General features: G+C 66.5%; 20 protein-coding genes. 1 reads left to right on the top strand and 19 read right to left on the bottom strand.

The genetic code is table 11. From position 1 onward, the window contains the following. Position 1: 1 nt before the first annotated feature. Positions 2-415: a thioesterase family protein gene (locus tag CP958_RS24850; protein WP_096702054.1), complete on the top strand. Its 414-nt coding sequence runs from the start codon at positions 2-4 to the stop codon at positions 413-415. Between the two features lie 123 nt (positions 416-538). Here CP958_RS24850 and CP958_RS24845 read toward each other — a convergent pair whose 3' ends face one another. The 19 genes from CP958_RS24845 to CP958_RS24755 all read right to left on the bottom strand — a co-directional run bounded on the left by CP958_RS24845 (position 539) and on the right by CP958_RS24755 (position 22,290). Beyond that, entirely contained in the window at positions 539-1,093 is a 555-nt protein-coding gene (locus CP958_RS24845) for a nitroreductase family protein (protein WP_096702055.1), read from the bottom strand. A 13-nt stretch (positions 1,094-1,106) separates the two neighbouring features. Continuing rightward, positions 1,107-2,363 carry a pyruvate dehydrogenase complex dihydrolipoamide acetyltransferase gene (locus CP958_RS24840; protein ID WP_096704840.1) on the bottom strand — a complete coding sequence of 419 codons (1,257 nt, stop codon included), beginning with the start codon at positions 2,361-2,363 and terminating at the stop codon, positions 1,107-1,109. Between the two features lie 9 nt (positions 2,364-2,372). Next, positions 2,373-2,909 (bottom strand): VOC family protein, encoded by a 537-nt coding sequence (locus CP958_RS24835; RefSeq protein WP_096704839.1) that lies wholly within the window; start codon positions 2,907-2,909, stop codon positions 2,373-2,375. Then, a complete protein-coding gene (locus tag CP958_RS24830; RefSeq protein WP_096704838.1) occupies positions 2,910-5,093 on the bottom strand; it encodes an alpha-ketoacid dehydrogenase subunit alpha/beta in 2,184 nt (727 codons plus the stop codon). A 21-nt stretch (positions 5,094-5,114) separates the two neighbouring features. Then, on the bottom strand, positions 5,115-6,086 hold the full coding sequence (locus CP958_RS24825) for a GTP-binding protein (protein ID WP_096704837.1): 972 nt from the start codon (positions 6,084-6,086) through the stop codon (positions 5,115-5,117). 4 nt (positions 6,087-6,090) lie between these two features. Then, on the bottom strand, positions 6,091-7,548 hold the full coding sequence (gene gabD, locus CP958_RS24820) for an NADP-dependent succinate-semialdehyde dehydrogenase (protein ID WP_096704836.1): 1,458 nt from the start codon (positions 7,546-7,548) through the stop codon (positions 6,091-6,093). A gap of 11 nt (positions 7,549-7,559) precedes the next feature. Then, positions 7,560-8,813 (bottom strand): Xaa-Pro peptidase family protein, encoded by a 1,254-nt coding sequence (locus CP958_RS24815; protein ID WP_096704835.1) that lies wholly within the window; start codon positions 8,811-8,813, stop codon positions 7,560-7,562. 20 nt (positions 8,814-8,833) lie between these two features. Beyond that, positions 8,834-9,637, bottom strand: a complete 804-nt coding sequence (locus CP958_RS24810; protein WP_096704834.1) for a universal stress protein — start codon at positions 9,635-9,637, stop codon at positions 8,834-8,836. A gap of 16 nt (positions 9,638-9,653) precedes the next feature. Then, complete coding sequence (locus tag CP958_RS24805; RefSeq protein ID WP_096704833.1) at positions 9,654-10,367, bottom strand: ABC transporter ATP-binding protein; 714 nt, start codon at positions 10,365-10,367, stop codon at positions 9,654-9,656. Then, the gene (locus tag CP958_RS24800; protein ID WP_096704832.1) at positions 10,354-11,121 is read right to left on the bottom strand and encodes an ABC transporter ATP-binding protein; all 768 of its coding nucleotides are present in this window, start codon (positions 11,119-11,121) and stop codon (positions 10,354-10,356) included. The genes CP958_RS24805 and CP958_RS24800 overlap by 14 nt, the downstream gene beginning before the upstream one ends. Beyond that, positions 11,118-12,119: a branched-chain amino acid ABC transporter permease gene (locus tag CP958_RS24795; RefSeq protein WP_096704831.1), complete on the bottom strand. Its 1,002-nt coding sequence runs from the start codon at positions 12,117-12,119 to the stop codon at positions 11,118-11,120. The genes CP958_RS24800 and CP958_RS24795 overlap by 4 nt, the downstream gene beginning before the upstream one ends. A 9-nt stretch (positions 12,120-12,128) precedes the next feature. After that, entirely contained in the window at positions 12,129-12,989 is an 861-nt protein-coding gene (locus CP958_RS24790) for a branched-chain amino acid ABC transporter permease (RefSeq protein WP_096704830.1), read from the bottom strand. A gap of 71 nt (positions 12,990-13,060) precedes the next feature. Then, entirely contained in the window at positions 13,061-13,411 is a 351-nt protein-coding gene (locus CP958_RS24785) for an AraC family ligand binding domain-containing protein (protein ID WP_096704829.1), read from the bottom strand. 28 nt (positions 13,412-13,439) lie between these two features. After that, complete coding sequence (locus tag CP958_RS24780; protein WP_170959105.1) at positions 13,440-13,781, bottom strand: cupin domain-containing protein; 342 nt, start codon at positions 13,779-13,781, stop codon at positions 13,440-13,442. Between the two features lie 109 nt (positions 13,782-13,890). Then, on the bottom strand, positions 13,891-14,814 hold the full coding sequence (locus CP958_RS24775) for an NAD(P)-dependent oxidoreductase (RefSeq protein ID WP_096704827.1): 924 nt from the start codon (positions 14,812-14,814) through the stop codon (positions 13,891-13,893). A gap of 5 nt (positions 14,815-14,819) precedes the next feature. After that, complete coding sequence (locus CP958_RS24770) at positions 14,820-15,674, bottom strand: 4Fe-4S dicluster domain-containing protein (protein WP_096704826.1); 855 nt, start codon at positions 15,672-15,674, stop codon at positions 14,820-14,822. 11 nt (positions 15,675-15,685) lie between these two features. Then, positions 15,686-18,715, bottom strand: coding sequence for a molybdopterin-dependent oxidoreductase (locus CP958_RS24765; RefSeq protein WP_242443135.1), 3,030 nt, complete (start codon positions 18,713-18,715; stop codon positions 15,686-15,688). Between the two features lie 476 nt (positions 18,716-19,191). Further along, complete coding sequence (locus CP958_RS24760; protein ID WP_096704825.1) at positions 19,192-20,103, bottom strand: LysR family transcriptional regulator; 912 nt, start codon at positions 20,101-20,103, stop codon at positions 19,192-19,194. A gap of 48 nt (positions 20,104-20,151) precedes the next feature. Beyond that, positions 20,152-22,290: a methyl-accepting chemotaxis protein gene (locus CP958_RS24755; protein ID WP_096704824.1), complete on the bottom strand. Its 2,139-nt coding sequence runs from the start codon at positions 22,288-22,290 to the stop codon at positions 20,152-20,154. Between the last annotated feature and the right edge of the window lie 7 nt (positions 22,291-22,297).

The raw sequence follows: 22,297 nt of genomic DNA, 5'->3' as shown, positions 1-22,297 counted from the left end.
GATGCTGTCCAACTCCCGATCCGTCCAGGTGGAATTCGGCCATTGCGATCCGTCCGGGATCGTCTTCAACCCCAATTACTTCATCTGGTTCGACTTCTCGGTGCATGCCCTGCTGGCCCGAGCCGGAATGTCGCTCAAATCCCTGATCGAGGAATTCGGCATCGACGGCATCCCCCTGGTCGACAACAAGGCGCGGTTCAAGGCGCCAAGTCGCTGGGGCGACGATCTGGTCATCGAGACCACCATCACGGCGCTTCACCGTAGCGCCTTCGAGCTTCAGCACGTCGTCCGCAACGGCGACGTGGTTGCCGTCGAATGCTCGGAAACCCGGGTATGGACCGCCTTCGACGCCGAGCAGGGGCGGATCAGGGCGGCGACGATCCCGCCTCGGGTGATTGCCGCTTTCTCCGGATAGAGTTTGTCCGGTTTTAGCCGAAGCGGTTTCATTTCTCGTCACCCTCGGGCTTGACCCGAGGGTCCATGGATTGCCGGGTCAAGCCCGGCAATGACGGCAAAAATGATGTGTCCGCCTAAACCTCTAGCCGAACCGGACGAACTCGCCGATCTCGCGACGGACACGCGGCGCCGTCTCCTTGATCCGCAGGGGTTCGGGCAGCACCTCGGGCGGGCCGGGATAGGCAACGGCCATCAGCGCCACCACCTCGAAGCCGGCCGCCAGCCCCAGGGCCTCGCCCGCCGCCTGATGGTTGAAGCCGCCGATCATGTGAACGGTAAGACCGAGTTCGGCCGCCCGGAGCGCCAGATGGGCGTTGGCCTGGCCGACATCGTGGTGGGCATGGCGGTTGACGCCGTCGCGGCCGCGAAATCCCAATTGCGCCACCGAGGCCAGGATGACCGGGGCCTTTTCCGCCCAGGCCCGGTTGTGGGGCTCCATGCTGTCGAGCACGCGGGCCCGGGTCTCCGAGCTGGGGTCGTCCAGCACCACATAGCCCCAGGGCTGTTCGTTGTAGGCGGACGAGGCCCAGCGCGCCGCCTCGAACATCCGGTCGAGGACCTGGCGTTCGATGGGACGGTCACTGAACGATCGCAGACTGCGGCGCTGGAGAAGCAGTTGGTCGAAACTGGGCGTCATGACACGGCCCTCCTCACAGCAACATGGCGAGCGGGTCTTCGATCAGCTTTTTGAAGGCGGCCAGGAATTCGGCCCCCACCGCGCCGTCGACCACCCGGTGATCCACCGAAAGCGTACAGGTCATCACCGTGGCCACGGCCAGCGCACCGTTCTTGACCACCGGACGCTGCTCGCCGGCCCCCACCGCCAGGATGCAGCCCTGGGGCGGGTTGATGATGGCGGCGAACTCCTTGATCCCGAACATGCCGAGATTGGAGATGGTGAAGCCGCCGCCCTGGAATTCCTCAGGCTTAAGCTTGTTGTCGCGCGCCTTGGCGGCCAGGGACTTCATCTCGCCCGAGATGTCGGCCAAGCCCTTGCGGTCGGCATGATGCACGATGGGGGTGATCAGGCCGTTGGGCGTCGCCACCGCCACCGAGATGTCGATATCGGTGTAGCGCTTGATGGCGTCCTCGCCCCACGAGGCGTTGGCGGCCGGCACCTTCTTCAGGGCCAGCGCCACGGCGCGCACCACGAAGTCGTTGACCGACAGCTTGTAGGCGTCCGAGCGGCCGTTCAGCTCGGTCCGCACCTTCAACAGGGCGTCCAGCTCGCAGTCGATGGACAGGTAGAAGTGGGGAATGGTCGACTTGGCCTCGGTCAGGCGCCGGGCGATGACCTTGCGCATGGTGGAGTTGGGAAGCTCTTCGAAGGCCGGCTCGAACGGGCTGGCGGCGGCCGGAGCAACCACGGGAACCACCGGTACCGGAGCAGGGACGGCGGCCATGGCCGCCTCCACGTCGGCCCTGGTGATCCGGCCGTGGGGACCGGAGCCCCGGACCGCAGCAAGGTCCACCTTGCCGTCCCTGGCGATGCGCCTGGCCAGCGGCGAGGCGAAGACGCGGTCGCCGGCAGTACTGCCCCCCTCCCGGCCTCCCCCCACGCCTTGCGCGGGGGGAGGAGGAGGACTCTCCCTCCCCCGACTTTGCCGGGGGAGAGTCGGGGTGGGGGTGGGCGCCGGAGCGGCGGAAATGGCCGAAGCGTCCTCGCCCTCTTCCAGCAGCACGGCGATGGGCGTGTTGACCGCGACGCCAGAGGTCCCGCCCGCCACCAGGATTTTCCCCAGCACGCCTTCGTCGACGGCCTCGAATTCCATGGTCGCCTTGTCGGTCTCGATCTCGCAGATGGCCTCACCCGATTTGACGGCATCGCCCTCGGCCTTCAGCCAACGGGCCACGGTGCCTTCGATCATGGTCGGCGACAGGGCGGGCATCAGGATGGGTACGGACATGACGGCTCCTCAATTCGCGGGAAAGGCGGGGTGCCACAGGCGCGCACTGGTCTCGCGCTCATAGCCCTTGCCGTCGGGGAAGCTCACCAGTTCAAGCTGCATGCCCCAGGGAGACAGGAAGTAGACCCAGGTCTGGCCGCCATTGGGACCGCCGGTCCTGACCGTCGGCTCGCCCAGGACGCGTACGCCCTTGGACCGCAGATAGGCCACCGCACGATCCATGTCGTCCACGTAGAAGGCCAGATGATGGCCGCCCACGTCGCTGTTGCGGGGCTGGGTCCGCTTCTGGTCCGGGGCCTCGTACTCGAACAGCTCGAAGTTGGAGCCATGGCGGCAGCGCAGGAACTTGAGGCGCCGCATCACCGTCCGGGGATGGACATCGAGGTGGGTGGCCATCCAGTCGTCCTCGGCCTGGAACGGCCCGAGTTCGTAGAACGGCTCGCAGCCGATGACGTCGACGAAGAACGTCACCGCCTCGTCCAGGTCGGGGACGGTGAAGCCCATATGGTCGGTGCCCCGAAGGCCGGGCAGGCCCGAGCCCCCCATCTATTCCGCCGCCAGCTTGAGGCCGGTCTCGGCCAGGGCGCGGGCGAAGCCCTCGCGGATTTCCTCCTCGCCCACATAGGCGGCCCGCTCCAGCACCTTGGACACCGAGGGCGACGATTCACCGCCGTGGATGCGGCCGACCGGGGCGTCCAGCCAGTCGAAGAAGCGGCGCTGAATCTCGTCGGTCAGCATGGCACCGTAGGAGACGGTCTGCCCGCCCTGCTCCAGCACCACCACGTTGTTGGTCTTGCGGATGGAGGCGCCGATGGTCTCCCAGTCCAGACCGGCGCGGTCGAGCGAACGCAGGTCGATCACCTCGATATCCAGCCCCGCCTCGTCGGCCACCTTCACCGCCAGCGGCGTCATGGCCAGATAGGTGAGCACGGTGAGCCGCGAGCCGGGGCGCACCACCTTGGCCTTGCCGAGCGGGATGCAGTAGTCGAAATCCTCCGACGGCCCCGGGCCACTGGAGTTGTAGAGCCCCACATGCTCGATCACCAGCACCGGGTCGTCGCAGCGCAGCGCGCTGTTCATCAGGCCCACATAGTCGAAGGGCGTCGACGGCGCCACGATGCGCCAGCCCGGCCAGGCGGCATAAAGCCCGGCGGGGTCCATGGAATGCTGCGAGCCGTAGCCGGTGCCGATGGCGCACTTGCTGCGCAGCACCAGCGGCATGGGGGCGTCGCCGCCGAACATATGCCGCGCCTTGGCGATCTGGTTGAACAACTGGTCGGCGGCCACCAGGGCGAAATCGGCGTACATCAGCTCGACCACCGGCCGGTAGGTTCCATCCATGGCGATGCCGCCGCCCACGCCGACGAAGCCCTGTTCGGAGATGGGGGTGGGAACGATGCGGCCGGGAAAGCGGTCGAACATGCCCTTGGTGGCACCGTTGGTGCCGCCCTTCAGACGGTGGATGTCCTCGCCCAGGATGACGATGCGCTCGTCGGTCTCCATGCGCCGGGTCATGACGGCGGCAACCGAATCGATGAACTTGACCTCGCCCACCGGCCCGCTGGCGGTTTCCAGTTCCTCGAAGCGCGCTCCGGCGAATTCGGACAGGTCGCCGCGCAGCCCGTGGTCGCGGAATTCCGGCTTGGGCCACAGCGCCGGGACGATGCGGCGCTTGTTGCCGTCCGGCTCGGTCAGGCGCGACGCCGCATGGCTCATGGCCGTCTGGGCATTGGCGCGGATGGCCTGATCCTCGTCCTCGGTCAACCACTTGCGTTCGATCATCCCCGCCGCCACGTGGGCCAGGGGATCGCGCCGGCGCCACGCCGCCTCCTCGTCCTTGGGGCGATAGCCGAAGGCGCTGCCCGGCAGGCCGCCGCTGTGGTGGAAGTAGCGGTAGACGTCGGCCTCGATCACCGTCGGCCCCTCGCCGCTCCGCATGATCTTGAGCGCCGCCTCGGTGGCGAGGCGCACCGCCACCGGGTCCATGCCGTCCACCCGGAACGACGGGATGCCGACGGCCGGACCGCGCGACGACAGGCGCGGCTCGCGCGTCGCTTCCTCCAAGGTGGTGGAGACGGCATAGGCGTTGTTCTCGATGAAGAAGCAGATGGGCAGCCGCCACAGGGCGGCCAGGTTCATGGCTTCCGGCACCGCGCCGATATTGGCGGCGCCGTCGCCGAAGAAGCTGAACACCACGTCGCCCCTGCCCTGGCGCCGCTTGGCCCAGGCCAGACCGGCGGCCAGCGGCACGCCGCCGCCGACGATGGCGTTGGTGCCCTGCGCCCCGGCCTCGGCCCAGCGCAGGTGCATGGAGCCGCCGCGCCCTTTGCAGAAGCCGATGGCGAGCCCCATGATCTCGGCCAGCGAGCGGTGCAGGAAGTTCATCACCTCGCCCGACAGCGGATCACTGGACAGGTCGGCGCCCGGCCGCTCCAGGTAGCGCAGGCCCTTGGCCAGGAACTGGTGATGCCCCCGATGGGAACCGGTGATGAGGTCCGAGGCGTTCAGCACGGAGCAGACGCCCACCGCGCCGCCTTCCTGGCCGATGCTGGAATGGGCCGGGCCGTGGACCAGCCCTTCTCCCTCCAATTGCAGCACCGTCTCCTCGAAGGCGCGGATCACATGCAGGTGGCCCAGCATGCCGAGCAGTTCCTCGCGGCCCAGCGCCGCCCAGTCCTCGGGCGTGGAGCGCAGTTCGCGCCACGGAGCGTTCTGGGTAAGATCAATCATCTGTGCCATCACGTTTATTCCCTAGCAGTGACCCTGGGCGGCCTTGCGCAGCCGGTCGCGGGCGGCCATGCCCTCGACCAGCGTCACGATCTCGTCGACCACGTGGCGGCCGATCCCTTGGGTGATGAAGACGATGCGGCTGCGGCGGTCCTCGCCGGGCCAGGAGTCCAAATGGATGAGGTCGTGCAGGACGGCCTGGGCTCCCTGGAGAACCACCGGCCGTTCGGGCTCGCCCTCGATGTTGAGCAGCCCCTTCACCCGCAGCAAACCGGGGCCGAGGTTGTCCCGGATGGCCCGCAGCAGCAGGTCCAGCGTATCCGCCGCCATGGGCTCGTCCCGCACCATGGAGAATGATTGGATGCCGTGGCTGTGCGCCCCGCTTTCCGTCTCGAACACCCGCCCCGGCAGTTCGACCGACAGTTCGGAAAGATCGCACTGGTCGGGCAGAATGACCGCCACCGCCGGATTGACGTCGGCCAAGCAGTGGCGCAGGCCGTCCTCCGCGTCGGGGGCAAGGTCCAGCTTGGTCAGCACGATCCGGTCAGCCAGAGAGACCTGCCGGGCGCTTTCGGGATGGGCCGCCAGGGTGGCCGGGCCGTTGACCGCGTCGACGGTGCAGACCACCGAGCCCAGCACATAGCGGGCCGATACCACCGGATCGGCGAGGATCACCTGGATCACCGAACTGGGATCGGCCAGCCCGCTGCATTCGATGGCGACGCGGGCGATCCCCGCTCCGGGGCGGAAGCACAGTTCCCGCAGGGTCTTGACCAGATCGCCCTTCACCGCGCAGCACAGGCAGCCGTTGGCCAGCAGCACCACGGCATCGTCCGAGTGGACGATCAGGTCATGGTCCAGGCCGATATCGCCGAACTCGTTGACGATGACCGCGGTGCCGGCCCCCGCCGGCCCCTTGAGCAGGCGGTTGAGCAAGGTGGTCTTGCCACTGCCGAGATAGCCGGTCAGAACGGTGACGGGGATGCGCCGGTCCATGGCTTTAGCCTCCGATTCCGCCCATGCAGAGATACTTGATCTCCAGATAGTCCTCGATGCCGTGCCTGGAGCCCTCGCGGCCCAGGCCGGATTCCTTGACGCCGCCGAAGGGGGCCACCTCGGTGGAGATCAGCCCCTCGTTGATGCCGACCATGCCGTATTCCAGCGCCTCGGCCACCCGCCACACCCGGCCGATATCGCGGGTGTAGAAGTAAGAGGCCAGCCCGAACTCGGTGTCGTTGGCCATGCGGATGGCCTCGGCCTCAGTCTTGAAGCGGAACAGCGGCGCCACGGGGCCGAAGGTTTCCTCGCGCGCTACGGCCATGGCGGGGGTGACGTCGGCCAGGATGGTCGGCTCGAAGAAGGTGCCGCCGCGCACGTGCCGCTTGCCGCCGGCCACCAGACGGGCACCCTTGGAGAGCGCATCCTCGATATGAGCCTCCACCTTGGCGACCGCCGCCTCGTCGATCAGCGGCCCCTGCTCGGCCCCATCGGCGAAACCGTCGGCCACCTTGAGGGCGGCCACCGCGTTCTTGAGGCGGAAGGCGAAATCGTCATAGACGCGGTCCTGCACCAGGATGCGGTTGACGCAGACGCAAGTCTGGCCGGTATTGCGGTACTTGGATGCCATGACGCCCTTCACCGCCGCATCCAGGTCGGCGTCGTCGAAGACGATGAACGGCGCGTTGCCGCCCAGTTCCATGGAGGTCTTCTTGACCGTCGCGGCACACTGGGCCATCAGCAGCTTACCGATCTCGGTGGAGCCGGTGAAGGTCAGCTTGCGCACCACCGGATTGGCGGTCATCTCGCCGCCGATGGCGGACGCCGAACCGGTCACCACGCTGAAGATACCCTTGGGAATCCCCGCCCGCTCGGCCAGGACGGCCAGGGCCAGGGCGGAATACGGGGTCTGGCTGGCGGGTTTGAGCACCACCGGGCAACCGGCCGCCAGGGCGGCGCCGGCCTTGCGGGTGATCATGGCGTTGGGGAAGTTCCAGGGCGTGATGGCCGCCACCACGCCGATAGGCTCCTTGACCACCACGATGCGCTTGTCGGCGGCGTGGGCGGGAATGGTCTCGCCATAGACCCGCTTGGCCTCCTCGGCGAACCATTCGACGAAGGAGGCGCCGTAAAGGATCTCCCCTTTGGCCTCGGCCAGGGGCTTGCCCTGTTCCGAGGTCAGAATGACGGCCAGGTCCTCCTGGTTCTCCACCATCAGATCGTACCAGCGTCTGAGGAGGCGGGCCCGCTCCTTGGCGGTCAGCGCCCGCCAGGCCGGCCAGGCGGCATTGGCCGCCTGGATCGCCCGGTGGGTCTCGGCCGCCCCCATCTTGGGGACCGAGCCGAGGCGCTCGCCGGTGGACGGGTTGCGGACCTCGATGACCTCGCCGCCGTCGGCGTCGCACCAATGGCCGCCTACGTGGCATTGGCCGCGGAAAAGGCTGCTATCCCCGAGTTTCATCTCATGCCCCCTCAGAACACGTCGCAGCCGGGCAGGCCGCAGGAGATCAGGCGGTGCGACGGAAAGTTGGTGATGACCTCGCAGCCGGTCTTGGTCACCACCACCTCTTCCTCGATGCGCGCCGCGCCGGAACCGTCGGCGGCGCCCTTCCAGGTCTCCACCGCGAACACCATGCCTTCCTTCAGCACGGTGTTCTGGCCCTTGAAGCGGCGGCTGATGATGGGGCGCTCCCACAGGCTGAGGCCGATGCCGTGGCCGTATTGCAGCAGGAAGGCCTCCTCCTCGTTGCGGTAGCCGAATTCCTCGGCGGCCGGCCACACCGAGGCCACCTCCTCCACCGTGGCGCCGGGACGGATGGCGTCGATGGAGGCGCTGATCCACTTGGAGGCGGTCTCGTAGGCCTCGACCTGATGCTGGTTGGGCTCGCCGCAGACGAAGGTGCGGTAGTAACAGGTCCGATAGCCGTTGAAGGAATGCATGATATCCAGATAGACCATGTCGCCCGGCTGGATGATGCGGTCCGAGAAGGTGTGGGAATGCGGCGTGCCGCGCGGTCCCGCCACCGAGTTGATGCACTCCACCCGCTCGGAGCCCAGGCGGTAGAGCCGGTCGTTGGCGATGGCCACCAGTTCGTTCTCGCGCACACCGGGACGGATGGCCTTGCAGATGTCGTAATAGGTGGCGTCCACCATGCCGGCGGCGACCTTCAGCAGTTCGATCTCGTCGGGGGTCTTGATCTCGCGGGCGTCCAGCATGGCCTGCTGGCCGTCCACCACCTCGATGCCCTCGGCCTCCAGGGCGCGCAGCATGGGCAGTTCCAACAGGTCGATGCCCAGCGGCTTACCCGCGATGCCGTAATGGGCCATCATCGCCTTGATCTGCTTGGCGAAATCACCTTGGGCGCCCACCTTGGGCGGCAATGCCCCCTGCATGTTGCTGATGGGGGCTGCCACCCGGTCGGCGATCCAGGGCGAGCTGATGCGCTTGGCCGGCGGCGCCGGGTCCCACAGATAGGCGGGGCCTTCGGCGGGGCACAGCGCATAGCGGTCGAACTTGTCCCTGACCCATTCGCCGATATGGGTGCCGGTGATGTAGCGGACGTTGTCGACGTTGAAGCACAGCACGGCCCCCAGGCCGGCGGCCTTGACCGCCGCCTGGGCCCGGTCGAAGCGGTCCGAGATCAGGCGCGGATAGTCGACGCCCTTTTCCCAATCCTTGGCCATCGTCCCCCAGGACGCGGTGGCATGCGGTCTGTTGTATTTCATGAGGAAGCCTCCAGGGCCGGTTAGTGGGAAAACAGCACGGGCAGCGTCATGTGCCCCAGCACATGACGGAACCCCGGGCCGAAGGATGAGAAGGGGCCATGGGTGCTGGCCCCCATGACCAGAAGATCGGCGCCGATATCGGCGGCCCGCGACAGCAGCAGGTCCATCACCCCCACCTCTTCGCCGCGCAGATGCTCGAGGCGCGCCTCCACGCCGTTGGCGGCCAAGTGGTCGAGGACGCCCACCGCCGGCAGGTCGTCCGACGACCGGCGGCCGTCGGGGCGGATGGCGGAATTCATCACCGCCAGGGTGACCGAGGCGGCCCGGCGCAGCAGGGGAAGGGCGTCATGGACGGCACGGGCGCATTCGCGGGACGCGTTCCAGCCGACGATGATGTGCTCGCCGACGCTCTCGAAGCGGCCATGGCTGGGAACCACCATCACCGGCGTCCCCGAATGCAGGATGACCCTTTCCACCAGGGTGTCGGGCATGTGCAGGCCTTCGCCCGGCTGCCCCAGGACGATCAGGTTGGAATAGCGGGCGCAGAAGGCGATTTCCTGCAGCAGGAAGTTCGGCTCGCCGTGCAGAAGTTCCATCCAGCGGCCGTGATCACCGTATTTTCGCTCGAACAGGGCACGCGCGTCGTTGGACGACGACAGCACGTAATCGCCGGGAAAGCAGGCGGTGACGTCGAAGTAATTGATGCTGCTCCTGGCGAACAGGGCCGTCAGCCGCGCATCGAAATGCCCGGCGATGGTGCCGGCGACGGCGAGCCTTGCCTCGCTCGGGCCCGGCTCGTCCACGTGAACGATGATGTCCCACATGCTGGTTGCCCCTCGCCTAATGCCTGGCCTTGGACTGGCCGCCGGCACCGATCAGATCGGTCATCAGGGTTTGATCGGTGCGCAGCCGCTCGGATTCGCCGCTGAACACCACCCGGCCGCGATCGAGAACGATGGTGGTGGGGGAAAAGTTCAGGGCGAGGTTGACGTATTGCTCCACTAGGATCAGGGCCAGATCGCCGTCCTGCCGCAGGGCATGGAAGGCCTCGAGCAGTTGCTCGACGATCACCGGCGCCAGCCCTTCCATGGGCTCGTCCAGCAGCAGCAGGGAGGGATTGCCCATCAGGGCGCGGCCGATGGCCAGCATCTGCTGCTCGCCGCCGGAAATCTCGGTGCCCTTGTTGCCGCGGCGTGCCGCCAGATTGGGGAACAGGTCGAACACCCGCTCCAGCGTCCATTTCCCCGGACGGGCGGCGATCAGCAGGTTCTCCTCCACGGTCAGCGACGGGAAGATGTCGCGGGTCTGGGGGACGTAGCCGATCCCCATGCGCGACCGCCGGTAGGAGGAATGGCCGGAGATGGTGTCCGATCCGAAGCGGATTTCCCCCTGGCGCAGCCGGGTCTGGCCGACGATGGTCTTCATCAGGGTGGATTTGCCGACGCCGTTGCGCCCCAGCACCGCCAGCAGGCCGCCGGGGGCCAGGCTGAGGTCGATGCCTTCCAGAATGACCGTATGGCCGTAGCCGGCCGTCACGCCCTCAAGCCGCAGCATGGTCGCCCTCCCCCAGATAGATCTTGCGGACTCGTTCATCGGCGGCGATCTCGGCCGGCGTGCCCTCGACCATGATCGAGCCCTGGACCAGGACGGTGATGCGGTGGGCGAAGCGGAAGACCAGATCCATGTCGTGGTCGATCAGCAGCACCGCGATGTCCTTGGGCAGCGAGTCGAGGATGGTCAGGATGATGTGGCTTTCCGAAGTGGGAATGCCGGCCGCCGGCTCGTCCAGCAGCAGCACCTTGGGGCGCAGCGCCAGGGCCACGGCGATCTCCAGCAGCCTTTGGCGCCCATAGGGCAGGTCCTGGGCCTTGACCTCGGCGACGTCGGCCAGACCGACCCGCTCCACCAGTTCGTCCACCCGTTCGAACTGGCCGCGGTGGGACGCCGCCGACCGCAGCAGGCTCCAGGCGACACCCTCGTGCTCGGCCACCGCCAGAAAGACGTTCTTGCGCACCGACAGGTTGGGAAACAGCGAGGTGATCTGGAAGGTCCGCCCCATGCCCCGCTTGATCCGCTGGGCCTCGCCCAGGGCGGTGACGGTCTCGCCGCCCAGCAGGACTTGGCCCGAACTGGGCGCCAGCCGGCCGCTCAGTAGGTTGACGAAGGTGGTCTTGCCCGCCCCGTTGGGGCCGATCACCGCCCGGCGCTCGCCGGGATGGAGGGCGAAATCCACGTCGCCCGTCACCCGCACCGAGCCGAAGAAGCGGGTGAGCTTCCGCGTCTCGAGAATAGGCGCCAAACCGCTCATCGCCGGCCTCCCCGTCCCAGATTGCGCCGGATGCGCTCGGCCAGGCCCAGCACGCCGCCCGGCACGAACAGGGTCATCACCATCAGGATCAGTCCCTGGCCCAGATACCAGTTGGCCGGGTCTTCCTTGGCCAGCAGGTCCTGGGCGAACATGAACAGCGGCACGCCCACGAAGGCGCCGTACAGCCGCCCCGAACCGCCCAGGATCAGCATGATCAGCACGTCGCCGGACAGCTCCAGGCTGAGGGAATTGAGCGCCACGAACTGGGTGGTCTGCGCCTGCAACGCTCCGGCCAGCCCGGCCAGGGCCGAGGACATCACATAGGCGGCCAGACGGCGGGCATAGATGGGGCAGCCGACGGCCCGCATGCGGCCGTCATTCTCGCGGATGCCGCGCAGCGACCAGCCGAAGGGGGAATTGACCACCCGGCGCACCAGCAGAAAGGCGGCGAACAGGCAGGCCAGACTGTAATAGAACGCCGTGTGCCCCCTGAAATCGAACTCGAACACGCCGAGCAGGGGCGAGAAGCTCACGCCCTGCAGGCCGTCGTCGCCGCCGGTCACCGAGCTCGCCATGTTGGCCAGTTCGTGCAGCATGAAGGCCGCCGCCAGGGACAGCACCAGGAAGGCCAGCCCCTTGGTGCGCAGCATGCAGCTTCCGGTCACCAGCCCGACCAGGGCCGCCGCCGCCATGCCGCACAGGGCGGTGATCAGGGGATCGTTGGTCAGCCGCAGCGCCAGGATGCCGGCGGTATAGGCGCCGGTGCCGAACAGGGCGGCATGGCCCAGGGTGACGATCCCGGTAAAGCCGACCAGCAGGTCCAGCGACAGGGCGAACAGGATCATCACCACCATCTGACTGGCCAGGGGCGTATAGCCGGGGACCAGGGTCGGGATCGCCGAGGCGGCCACCCACGGCAGCAGCGACAGGGCTCGCCTCATCCCCGAGGCACCCGTCTGGGGCCAGAGGAGAACGGCGGCATTCGATCGGTCGGACATGATGCCTCCTCAGCGCTTGCCGGTGATGCCGTTCGGCCGCCACAGCAACAGGGCGAAGACGAAGGCGAAGATGAAGACGGAGCCCATTTCGGGAAGCAGGTACTTGCAGGCGGTGTCGGCCAGTCCGATGGACAGCGCGGCGATGAAGGGGCCGCGAACGCTGCCCAGCCCCCCCACCGCCACCACCACCATGAAGTAGACGATGTAGTGGAGCGGGTAGTTGGGGGCGATGGCCAGCACGTCGGCGCCCAACGCGCCGCCCAGGGCGGCCAGACCGGTGCCCAGGCCGAAGGTGACGGCGAACAGCCGGCTGGTGTCGATGCCGATGGCCTGGGCCATGGCCCGGTTGTCCACCGCCGCCCTGATGCGCGCCCCGAACAGGGTCCGCTCGAAGACCACCCACAGGGCGACGATCACCGCGGCTCCGAAGGCCACCAGCACGAAGCGGTAGGTGGGCAGTTCGATGCCGCCGATCACCGACTGGCCCTTCAGGTAGTCGGGCAACTGGACGGGTTGGGCCTGCGGCCCCCACACCAGCCGGACCAGGGCCATGGAAATCAGGATCAGCCCCATGGAAAACAGGACCTGATCCAGCTCCGACCGCCCGTAGAGACGGGAATACAGGGTGCGCTCCAGGCCGAAACCGATGACGGTGACCGCCAGACAGGCCAGGGGAAGCGCCGCGAACAGCGACATGCCCGTTTGGTTCATCAAGGTCACGGCGGCATAGCCGCCCAGCATGGCGAAGACGCCGTGCGCGAGATTGACGAACCCCATCAATCCCATGGTGACCGACAGGCCCACCGAGATGAGATAGAGAATCATCCCGTAGGCCACCCCGAAGAACAGCACCGTGACAACCGCCGTCATGGTCTCCCCCCATTCGTTCTTTTGATTTTCACCCGGTGCCGGCCTCCCGACCGGCACCGGGTGTCCTTGGGTCAGCTCGCCGGCGACGGAACCACCAGATGGAAGAGCTTCAGGGGAGAGCCTCCCTTCTGGCTGATGCTGGCGGCCTCGGAAGGACCGAGATAGATGCCGGCACCGGTGCCGACCTCGTAATCCTTGCCATCCAGGCTGATCACACCCTGGCCTTCCATCAGGTAGACGACCTGGTGGGTGGTGGCGTCCGACCGGGCGGCGAGGCTCTGGCCGGCGTCCAGCCAGCGCAGGCTGCCCACCACGCTCTTGGCGCCGCACAGGGCGTCATTGAGGATCTCGGCATAGCGCCCCTGGCCGTCGTTCAGGGTGACGGGGGCGATGGTGTTGGTTTCGATGAAAGTCGTGGTCATTGCTTGCGTGCTCCCTTGCCCGATTGGTTCAGCTCTGGACCCAGACCCGTCCGTCCACGCGCTCCCAGCGCAGGTCGTCCTCGGTTCCGTCCAGAATGGTGGTCTTGAAGCGGTTGGGAGCCTGGAACTCGAAATAGAACAGCGCGTCCTTCGAGGCCCGCAGGCGATGCTTTTCCTCGGCGGGGATGAAGACCATGGTCCCCGGCCCGACCGGGGTGACGCCCTCGGGGGTCTCCACTTCGCCATGACCGGTCATGATGAAGTAGAAGTGCTCGCAATTCTCATGGAAGTGATAGGGCGAGGCGGCGCCGTGCTTGTAACGCATGATCCCGCACAGGAGATCATCGACATCGGCGAGCTCCTTGTTCACGAAGAACACGCGCTCGCGCCCGGGAACGACCGAGACAAGCTTCGGAAGTTCATCTTCTTGAAAAATATACGCCATTCAATCCTCCACTGGATATTCGGTTATTCTGGAATCAGATGCCGGGATCGACGTCGACGTTCTCGGGCTCGAGGCGCAGGCCGGCAGCCTTGGCCTCAACCTCCAGCAGGGCGGCGAAGTCGCAGTCGCGGTAACCCTGGCCGATCATGGATTGCAGGATTTCGCGGACCTGGGCGGCCAGCGGCAGGGGAACCTCCATGGCGCGGCCGGCGGCCAGGCCCAGGTCGAGGTCCTTGCGCAGCAGCACCGGCGTAAAGGTCGGCTTGAAGTCGAGATTGACGTAGGCCGGCGCCTTGTAGCGGGTGAACATCGACCCCATCACGCTGTTGTTGATGAAGTCGAGGAAGGCGTGGCGGGACACGCCCCCCTTCTCCGCCAGGATGGTCACTTCGGCCAGGGACTGCGCCACCACGCCCAGGAAGACGTTGTGGCAGATCTTGACGATGCGGGCCGCCTCGCCCTCGCCCACATAGGTGGCCGCCTTGGCCATCAGGTGGAGATAGGGGCGTGCCATCTCGAAGGCCTCGGCGGGTCCCGACGCCACGATGGAAAGCTTGCCGGCCTCCACCACCTTGGCGTTGCCGCTGACCGGCGCGTCCAGCATGGCGGTGCCGCGTTGGGCCAGCGCCGCCCGCACCGTTGCCGAGGCCTCGGTGGAAATGGTGGAGAAATCCACCAGCAGGCGCGGCGCCTTGCTCTTGCGCGACAGCAGGCCGTTGGGGCCGCACACCATGTCGACGAAGACATCGGAACTGGACAGGTTGGTGAAGACGATATCCCGGTCGGCCAGATCGGACGGCGTTTCCGCCAGACGGGCGCCGAGAGCGGCCAGGGGTTCGGCCTTGGCACGCGTCCGGTTGTAGACGGCGACGTCGAGGCCCGCCGCCAGCAGCCTGGCGGCCATGGCCGAGCCCATCCGTCCGGCGCCGATCCACCCGATGGTGAGGTCAGGGGTCATGGCGCTTACGCCGCCGCCGAGGCGAGGGTGATGACGCCGAGATAGGCCGACTGCCCCAGGGTGATGTCCAGGGTGCCGGGGGCAAAGCCCGGCTTGCGGATTTCCAGGCGATAGGCGCCGCTGCCCTCGTCCAGCCCGTCGAAACGGAAGTCGCCGAAGGTGTCGGTCACCGTCTCGGCCACCTTGCGGCCGTCGCGCACCAGGGCCACGGCGGCACCGGCGATGCATTCCTCGATTCCGGCGATGGGGGCCGCCACCGAGCCGCCGACCAGGGCCTTGGTGTAACGGGCGAGGTTCTTGTAGTAGACCCTGGGCTTGGTCCCGGCCTCGGGCTGCAGCACCTCAAGCCCCTCCTCGGCGACAAGGCGGCGCATCTCGGCATCGTCCACCTTGACGGTGCGGATCGCCTCGGTGGGACATGATTGCGAGGCGCGGACCTTGGTCCAGCCGGTATCGAGCAAATGGGCGTCGAAAGGCCAGGCCTGTGGCAGTTGCTTCTCCTCGTTCCACCACACGGCGCCGTACGGGCATGACTCGACGATCTGGCGCTGGCCCTTGGCCTTTTCCGGCACGATGACCACGATGCCATCGGGGCGCTTCTCGACGGCGCCGTTGCGCGCCGCCTTGAGGCAGGGAGCGTCGTCGCAGTGATTGCAGGTCACCGGCAGGGTGACCACGTCGATCAGGGGATAGACGCCGCGTTCGCGCTGGATCAGATCGATCCAGCGATGGCCCAGGCGCGGCATGGACGCGGATATTCCGGGAAACTCGTTGTCATAGTATTCGTCGTGAACGGCCAAGGCGCAGTTGTTGCAGTTGAAGCACTTGGCGACGTCGATGATCAGGTTCCACTTCTTCATGGCGGTGCCTCCTACTGCGCCGGGACCAGAACGGGAGCGGCCTTGGGTGCCGCCTCGGCCTTGGCGGCGGTGCTGGTCAACTCGGCCTTGCCGTCCCACAGCGCCACCTGCACCAGGCAGGAATTGGCGGCGGTGCCGGTCACCTTCTTGGCGATGGAGCGTTTGGGGGTGAGCTGGTTGATGCAGCCGCCGCGATCGACGGAATAACCGGGCTCGCCGATGGGGTCGTAGACCGCCGAGGATTCGTAGGCGTGCACGGCGCCTTGGGGCAGGCGGTTGGTGACGTGGGCGGCGCACAGGACGGCGCCACGGTCGTTGAACACCTTGATCAGGTCGTGGTGCTTGATGCCGCGCGCCTTGGCGTCGGCCTCGTTGATGCGCAGGACCCAGTAATAGTAGCCGTCGATCAGGACGCGGTGTTCCTTGATGTCGTTGATCGCGCTCTGCTTGCCGTCGCTCATGGTGTGATAGCTGAAGCGCGAATGGGGCGAGATGAGCTGGAGCGGAAAATGCTCGTAAAGCTCGGTGCCTGGGCCTTCCCACGACCGCAGATACTTGACCACCGGCGGCCGTTCGGGATCGTTGGCGTCGAAGCGCTTCAGACTGTTGCACTCGAACTCGAACTTGCCGCTCTGGGTCTGCAGGCCGTTCAGGAATTCCTGACTGTAATCGGCGGGCAAGGGATGCGGCTCGGGCACGTCCTTCTTGCGGCCCTCGTAGAACCAGCGCAGCGCCACCGGGTCGCGGTGCTTCTCGTCGAGCGCCGGCACCACGAAATAGCCGCGCTTCAGGAACTGCTTCCAGGTGATGTGCTTGGGCAGGTCGGACGAGTCGAACATGCGCTTGACCCAGTCCAGCTCGGTCTGGCCCTCGGAGAAGTAGGCGGACAGGCCGAGACGGGTCGAGAGGTCGAGGAAGATCTGGAAGTCGGACTTGGACTCGCCCAGGGGCTCGATGCACTTGTGCTGCAACAGGATGACCCGGTGGTTCATCTGGGTCTGGCCGTGCAGGGCGTAACCGCCGGTGCCGCCGAACTCACTGATGTCCCAGCGTTCGAACTGGGTGCAGGCGGGCAGGATGATGTCGGCGAACTTGGCCTCGCCCTCGAACCAGATGGACTGGTTGACCACGAATTCCAGCTTGTCGGTGCGGTACGCCTTAACGTAGCGGTTGCTGTCGTTCATGGTGCCGAGCGAGGCGCCACCGATCTTGTACATCATCTTGACCGGCGAGTGGCCGACCGCCGGGTAGGTGAACTTGCGGAACTGGCCTTCCAGGGTCTTGCCGTCCCAGGGATAGCCCTCGGCCTTGCCTTCCAGGATGGCTTCCGGAATCTGCAGCCGCGGCACCTTCTGGGTGGCGGTGTTGTAGGTGGGCAGTTGCGGCATGCGCTGGTACAGGCTGATGGCCAGGCCGGTGGCCTCCAGGTCGCCCGACAGGCCGCCGTCGGCATAGCCGGGGAAGAAGAAGCGGATGTCGATGGGGGTGCCCCACTGCATGTGGCCGTAATTGACGCCCGGCCGCCCCATGCCCTGCATGCCCATCAGGCAGGCGAGCGTCCGGGCCCACTGGATGCCGGTGGCCGAGCGGCAGGCGCCGCCATGGCCGTTGCCCCAGCCGCCGGCCCCCAGATAGGTCTTCTTCTTGCCCCACTGGCGCGCCAGGGCGCGGACCTCGCGGGCCGAGATACCGGTCTCGGCCTCCTGCCATTCCGGGCTCTTGGGCGTACCGTCTTCCTTGCCCAGGATATAATCGGCCCACTTGTCGAAGCCGACGGTGCGCTCGGTGACGAATTTCTTGTCGTAGAGCCCCTCGGTCAGCCAGACATGGGCGATGGCGAAGGCCATGGCCGGATCGGTGCCCGGCTTGGGCGCCAGCCACTTGCCGCCGATCAGGGTGGCGGTGTTGTTGTAGTAGGGATCGATGTGGACCACCTCGATGCCCAGATCCTTCAGCCACTGGCGCCGCGAAGTCCCCTCGAAGGCGGCGTAGGAGCCGCTGGTGGTCTCGGGGTCGGCCGACCAGAAGACCACCATCTCGGCCTCCTGCATCAGGTCCTCGACACAGTTATAGGTCTCGGTCTGGCCGAGCCGCATGCTGTAGCCGAAGTGATGCATGGCGCCCCAGTACCAGCCTTCCCAGCTGTCGGGGTTATGGGCGACCTTGGTGTAGCCGATGGTGTTGAAGAACTTGAAGGCGGAGCTGATGTAGTAGCCCAGGTTGCCCCAGGTATGGTGCGAGCCGTGGGTGCCCATGATGGCGCCCTGGCCGTGCTCGCGCTTCACCCGCTTTATCTCGGAGGCGACGATGTCCAGAGCCTCGTCCCAACTGATGCGCTCGTAGCCCGAGATGCCCCGGTTCTCGCAATTGCGCTCGCCGTTGGGATCGAAATCGACCCGCTTCATGGGATAGAGCAGGCGATCGGGTGAATACAGCGTCGACTTGTGGCAGGTGGAGTGCGGCGCCAGGGTGGTCTTGCGCGGCGGAGTGAAGGTCTTGCCCTTGGCCTTGATGGTCCAGGAAGGCGCGTCCTCGTCGGTGAACTCGATGGGGGTGAGACGGATGACCTTGCCGCCCTTGACGAACACGAACATCGGCCCGCCATTGGTGTGCGAGACGAAGCGGGTGGTGCCGTCGGGCATCTTCGTCCCGAATTCCAGGCCCTGCTGCTGCATGATCATCAGCGTCTGGGTGAACCACAGGGTCAGCTCGTCCGGCCCCTCCAGCATCATCTGGAAGTTCTTGATGGCCTCGATCTGGGCCAGTTGGTCGATGGGCGGCATCAGCAGCGAGGCGCCCAGCTTGGCCGAGGAGAAGGACAGGACAACCTGGGGCTTGGCGTGGATGCCCTTGCCCGACAGCACCTTGCCGTTTTGGAAGGTGAACCAGCGGCCGGCGCTGTTGTCGGATACCTTCATCTGGGCGGTAAAATTCTTTTCCTTCAGCCGCTTGGCGAATTCCGGATAACGGGCAGCCTGAAAACGCAACGCCTGCGCCAGACCGAACAACAGCACCGAGAATTTCATGCCACCCAAGCTCATCGCACCTCTCCGTCCACCGGCCTCGACATCGCCAGCTCAGGAGCCGCCGGCCGAGGTCACTCACATTGGATGGCTTGATGATATCGAGGTGGCGTTCTCCATCTGATGCAGATTGAGGATGAATTGATCTGTTCTGGCGAACACCCTCCCCCTGGGTTTGACCGTATTCCCCCCCGTGCGGGGGCGCGGAAAAGACGGATAAACCACCAAGTCACCAAGGGCACCAAGGACACCAAGAGTACCGAGAGGACTTTCCCTTATCTCGTTTTGGCCGAAACAAGTCCGGCCAAGACGACACAGACACGGCCTTGTCGCGTGCTCCGCCCTCTTGGTGCCCTTGGTGGCTTGGTGGTGAAACAGCCTATCCCCCGGCATCCGGAAACTTAAACCGGACAGCCGTGGGCTTGACCCGAGGGTCCATGGACGGACGGGGCAAGCCCGGCCATGACGAATGGAGGGAGAGCTTCGACTTAACTTTAGCTGGCGCTGATGCGGGCCTTGTCGGCGGTCCGGCGCAATTCCTCGAGGAAGGCCAGGCACAGCGGCGACAGTTCATGGGGCCGGCGGGAAATCACCGTGACATCCCAAGGCGGCATGGGGGTTCCCATGAACAGCGGGGTGATCGGCATGCGCCGGGGCCGGTTGGCGAAAATCTGGGTCGGCACCAGGGTCACGTAATCGCTGTTCTCCACCAGGGCCAGGGTGGCGGCGAACGACGTGCATTCGATGGTGTTGGGCGGAGTGAGGCCGTTGGCCAGGAAACTGCGTTCGAAGATGTCGCGTCCGGTGCGGCTGCGGCGATAATTCACCCAGGTGAGGTCCAGCAGGTCGGAGAGGACCAGCTTGCCCTTGGCCGTCAGGGGATGGTCGATCCGGACGGCGGGAGTAAGATAATCCTGGAGCAGCAACTCGCAGTGCAACTCCTCGTCGGTCGGCGTCTCGGGCGCCAGCGCGATGGCGAAATCCAGCTCGCCCATCCTGACGGCGGGCAGGAAGTCGGGATAGACGCCCTCCTGGATGTGAAAGCCGACATTGGGCCGGTTCTTGCGGAAACTGACCACCGCCCGGGGCAGAAGGCCCATGGAAACGGTGGGCGAGGCGCAGACCCGGATCTCGCCGGACGAGCCGCCGTGAATGGTCTCGACGTCATTGCGGATCTGCCGCAATTCGCCATCGATCATCTTGACGCGGTTGATCAGCATCTTGCCCACGGCGGTGGGCGACAGGCCGTGGGACCCGCGCAGGAACAGCTCCGCCTTGAGCGACTCCTCCAACTGCTGGATGCTCTTGGTGACCGAGGATTGCGACAGATTCAGATTGCGCGCCGCCTGACGCACCGACCCGGCCTCGGCCACGGCCATGAAGCAGCGGAACTGGCTGAGTTTCATCTCGTCTCTCTACTCCGGGGGCGAAGTCCGTCAAAGGCCGCAAGCATACTATGCCTGTACCAGGGATAGAAACTCGGACACGCAGGTTCGCAATTGCCGCCCCTGGGACGACAGGGAATCCACCGCCCCCTGCACCGTTCCCGCCGAGCCCCGCGCGTGGACGGCGGAACGGCTGACGCCCGCCACGTTCTCGGACACCTCGCGGGTGCTGACGGCGGCGTCCTGGATGTTGCGGGCGATTTCCAGGGTGGCGGCCCCCTGCCCCTCGACGGCCTCGGCGATCACCCCGGCGATTTCATTGATGCGCCCGATGATTGCGGAAATGCCCTGGATAGCCGCGACGGCGCCGCCGGTGGCGTCCTGAACGGATGAGATATGCTGGCGTATCTCGTCGGTGGCCTGGGCGGTCTGGTTGGCCAGGGTCTTGACCTCGCCCGCCACCACCGCGAATCCCTTGCCCGCCTCGCCGGCCCGCGCCGCCTCGATGGTCGCATTCAAGGCCAGCAGGTTGGTCTGGCCGGCGATGGAATTGATCAGCCCCACCACCTCGCCGATCCGACTGGCCGCCTCCGCCAGTCCCTGGACCATGGAATTGGCCCGCCCGGCCTCGGTCACCGCCGATCCTGCCACCTCGGAGGCATGGCCGGCCAGCCGGCTGATCTCGCCCACCGACGCGGTCAATTCGTCGGCGGCCGCCGCCACCGTTCCCACGCTGACCGTGGTGTGCCCGGCGGCATCGTTGGCCGCCTCCGCCCTGGCACTGACATCATGGGCCAGATCACTCATATCCCTGGCCGTGGCCTTGAGGTCGTCGGCGGCGTGCGCCACCCCGTCCACCACCGAGGCCACCGAGGAGCTGAACCGCTCCGCCAACTGGAGCAGGGCGGCGGACCGTTCGGCCCGGAGCCTGCGGTCGGTCTCCTCCTGCTCGGCGCGCAGCCGGCTCATCTCCACGGCATTGGCCTTGAAGACCCCGAAGGCGCGGGCGATTTCGCCGATCTCGTCGCGCCGCTCCCCCGAGCGGACCTCCGCCGACAGATCGCCTGCGGCCAGTTGGTTCATGGCCGCCGCCATCTCGGCCATGGGGCGGCTGATGGTGGAGGCGACCAGGAATCCGACGGTCCCCGCGATGGCCAGGATGATGCCGCCCATGACGGCCATGAAATTGCGGCTTTTCGCCACCGGGGCCAGAACCTCGCGGACCTCGGCCTGCAACACCAGGGCCCATCTGGTATCGTCGAAGGCGATGGGAGCATAGGTGGCCAGCATCTCCTCGCCGCTCTCCCCGACCACCTTGGCCTGTCCGGACCTGCCGGCCAGGCCGTCGCGGATGGCGGAATTGTCCACCCGATCCTTCAGGGCGGTTCCCCGCCCGGTGAAGCGGGAATCGCTGCGGCGCAGGTTGTCGCCGCCCACCAGGAAGGCCTCGCCGGTCTCGCCCAGCGCGGTCGGATCGTTGACAATGCCGTTGATCAGGTCCAAGGGAACCTGCAGGGCGATCACGCCGAGGAACTCCTCCCCCGTTCCGAAGACCGGAGAGGCCATCCAGGCCACGCCCCCCAAGCCGCCGGGATCAGCGAACAGGTCGCTGAACAGGACGCGTTGACCATGGGGATTCTTGTAGACCTTGTCGAACAGCCGGCCCTGGGGGGTGGAGCGGTTGGCCTCGGCCCGCAGGTCCTCCATCAGGTTGCCGTTCTTCATGACGGTATAGACGACCCGACCGGTGGAGTTGATCAGGATGATGTCGTCCAGACCGCGCTTTTCCACCAGCTTGGTGAATGTGGGATGGAAGGTGGCGTGGACACCGCCCCAGTCGGAACTGTCCATGAAGCCGCTCAGCTTCCAGCGCTCCTTCGGCGGATTGGGGTTATCGTCCATGTAGGTCTTGCGCAGATAGGCCGCCGGGTCGGGTATCTTCACGCCCATTTCCTGGACGGCCGAAGCGAACTCCCGCAGGGCCTCCACGGTCGTGACGTTGCCGGCCAGGATTTCGGAATCCTGGGCCAGCGTCTCCAGGAAGGTGACGATTCTCGCCCGCCGGGCCTCGACCAGACCGGCCATCTTGTCCTCCGACGCCTGGACGAGCTGGGCCGTGGACTTGGAGATGCCGGCCAGGGCCGTAGCCATGATCGACACCAGGGTCAGGGATACGATGACCAGCGGCAGTTTCCGAACGATCCGCATGTTGCTT

Origin of the sequence: Magnetospirillum sp. 15-1, assembly GCF_900184795.1 — a bacterium.
In the GTDB taxonomy this organism is placed as follows: domain Bacteria; phylum Pseudomonadota; class Alphaproteobacteria; order Rhodospirillales; family Magnetospirillaceae; genus Phaeospirillum.
This window is presented reverse-complemented; position numbering and strand designations above follow the sequence as displayed.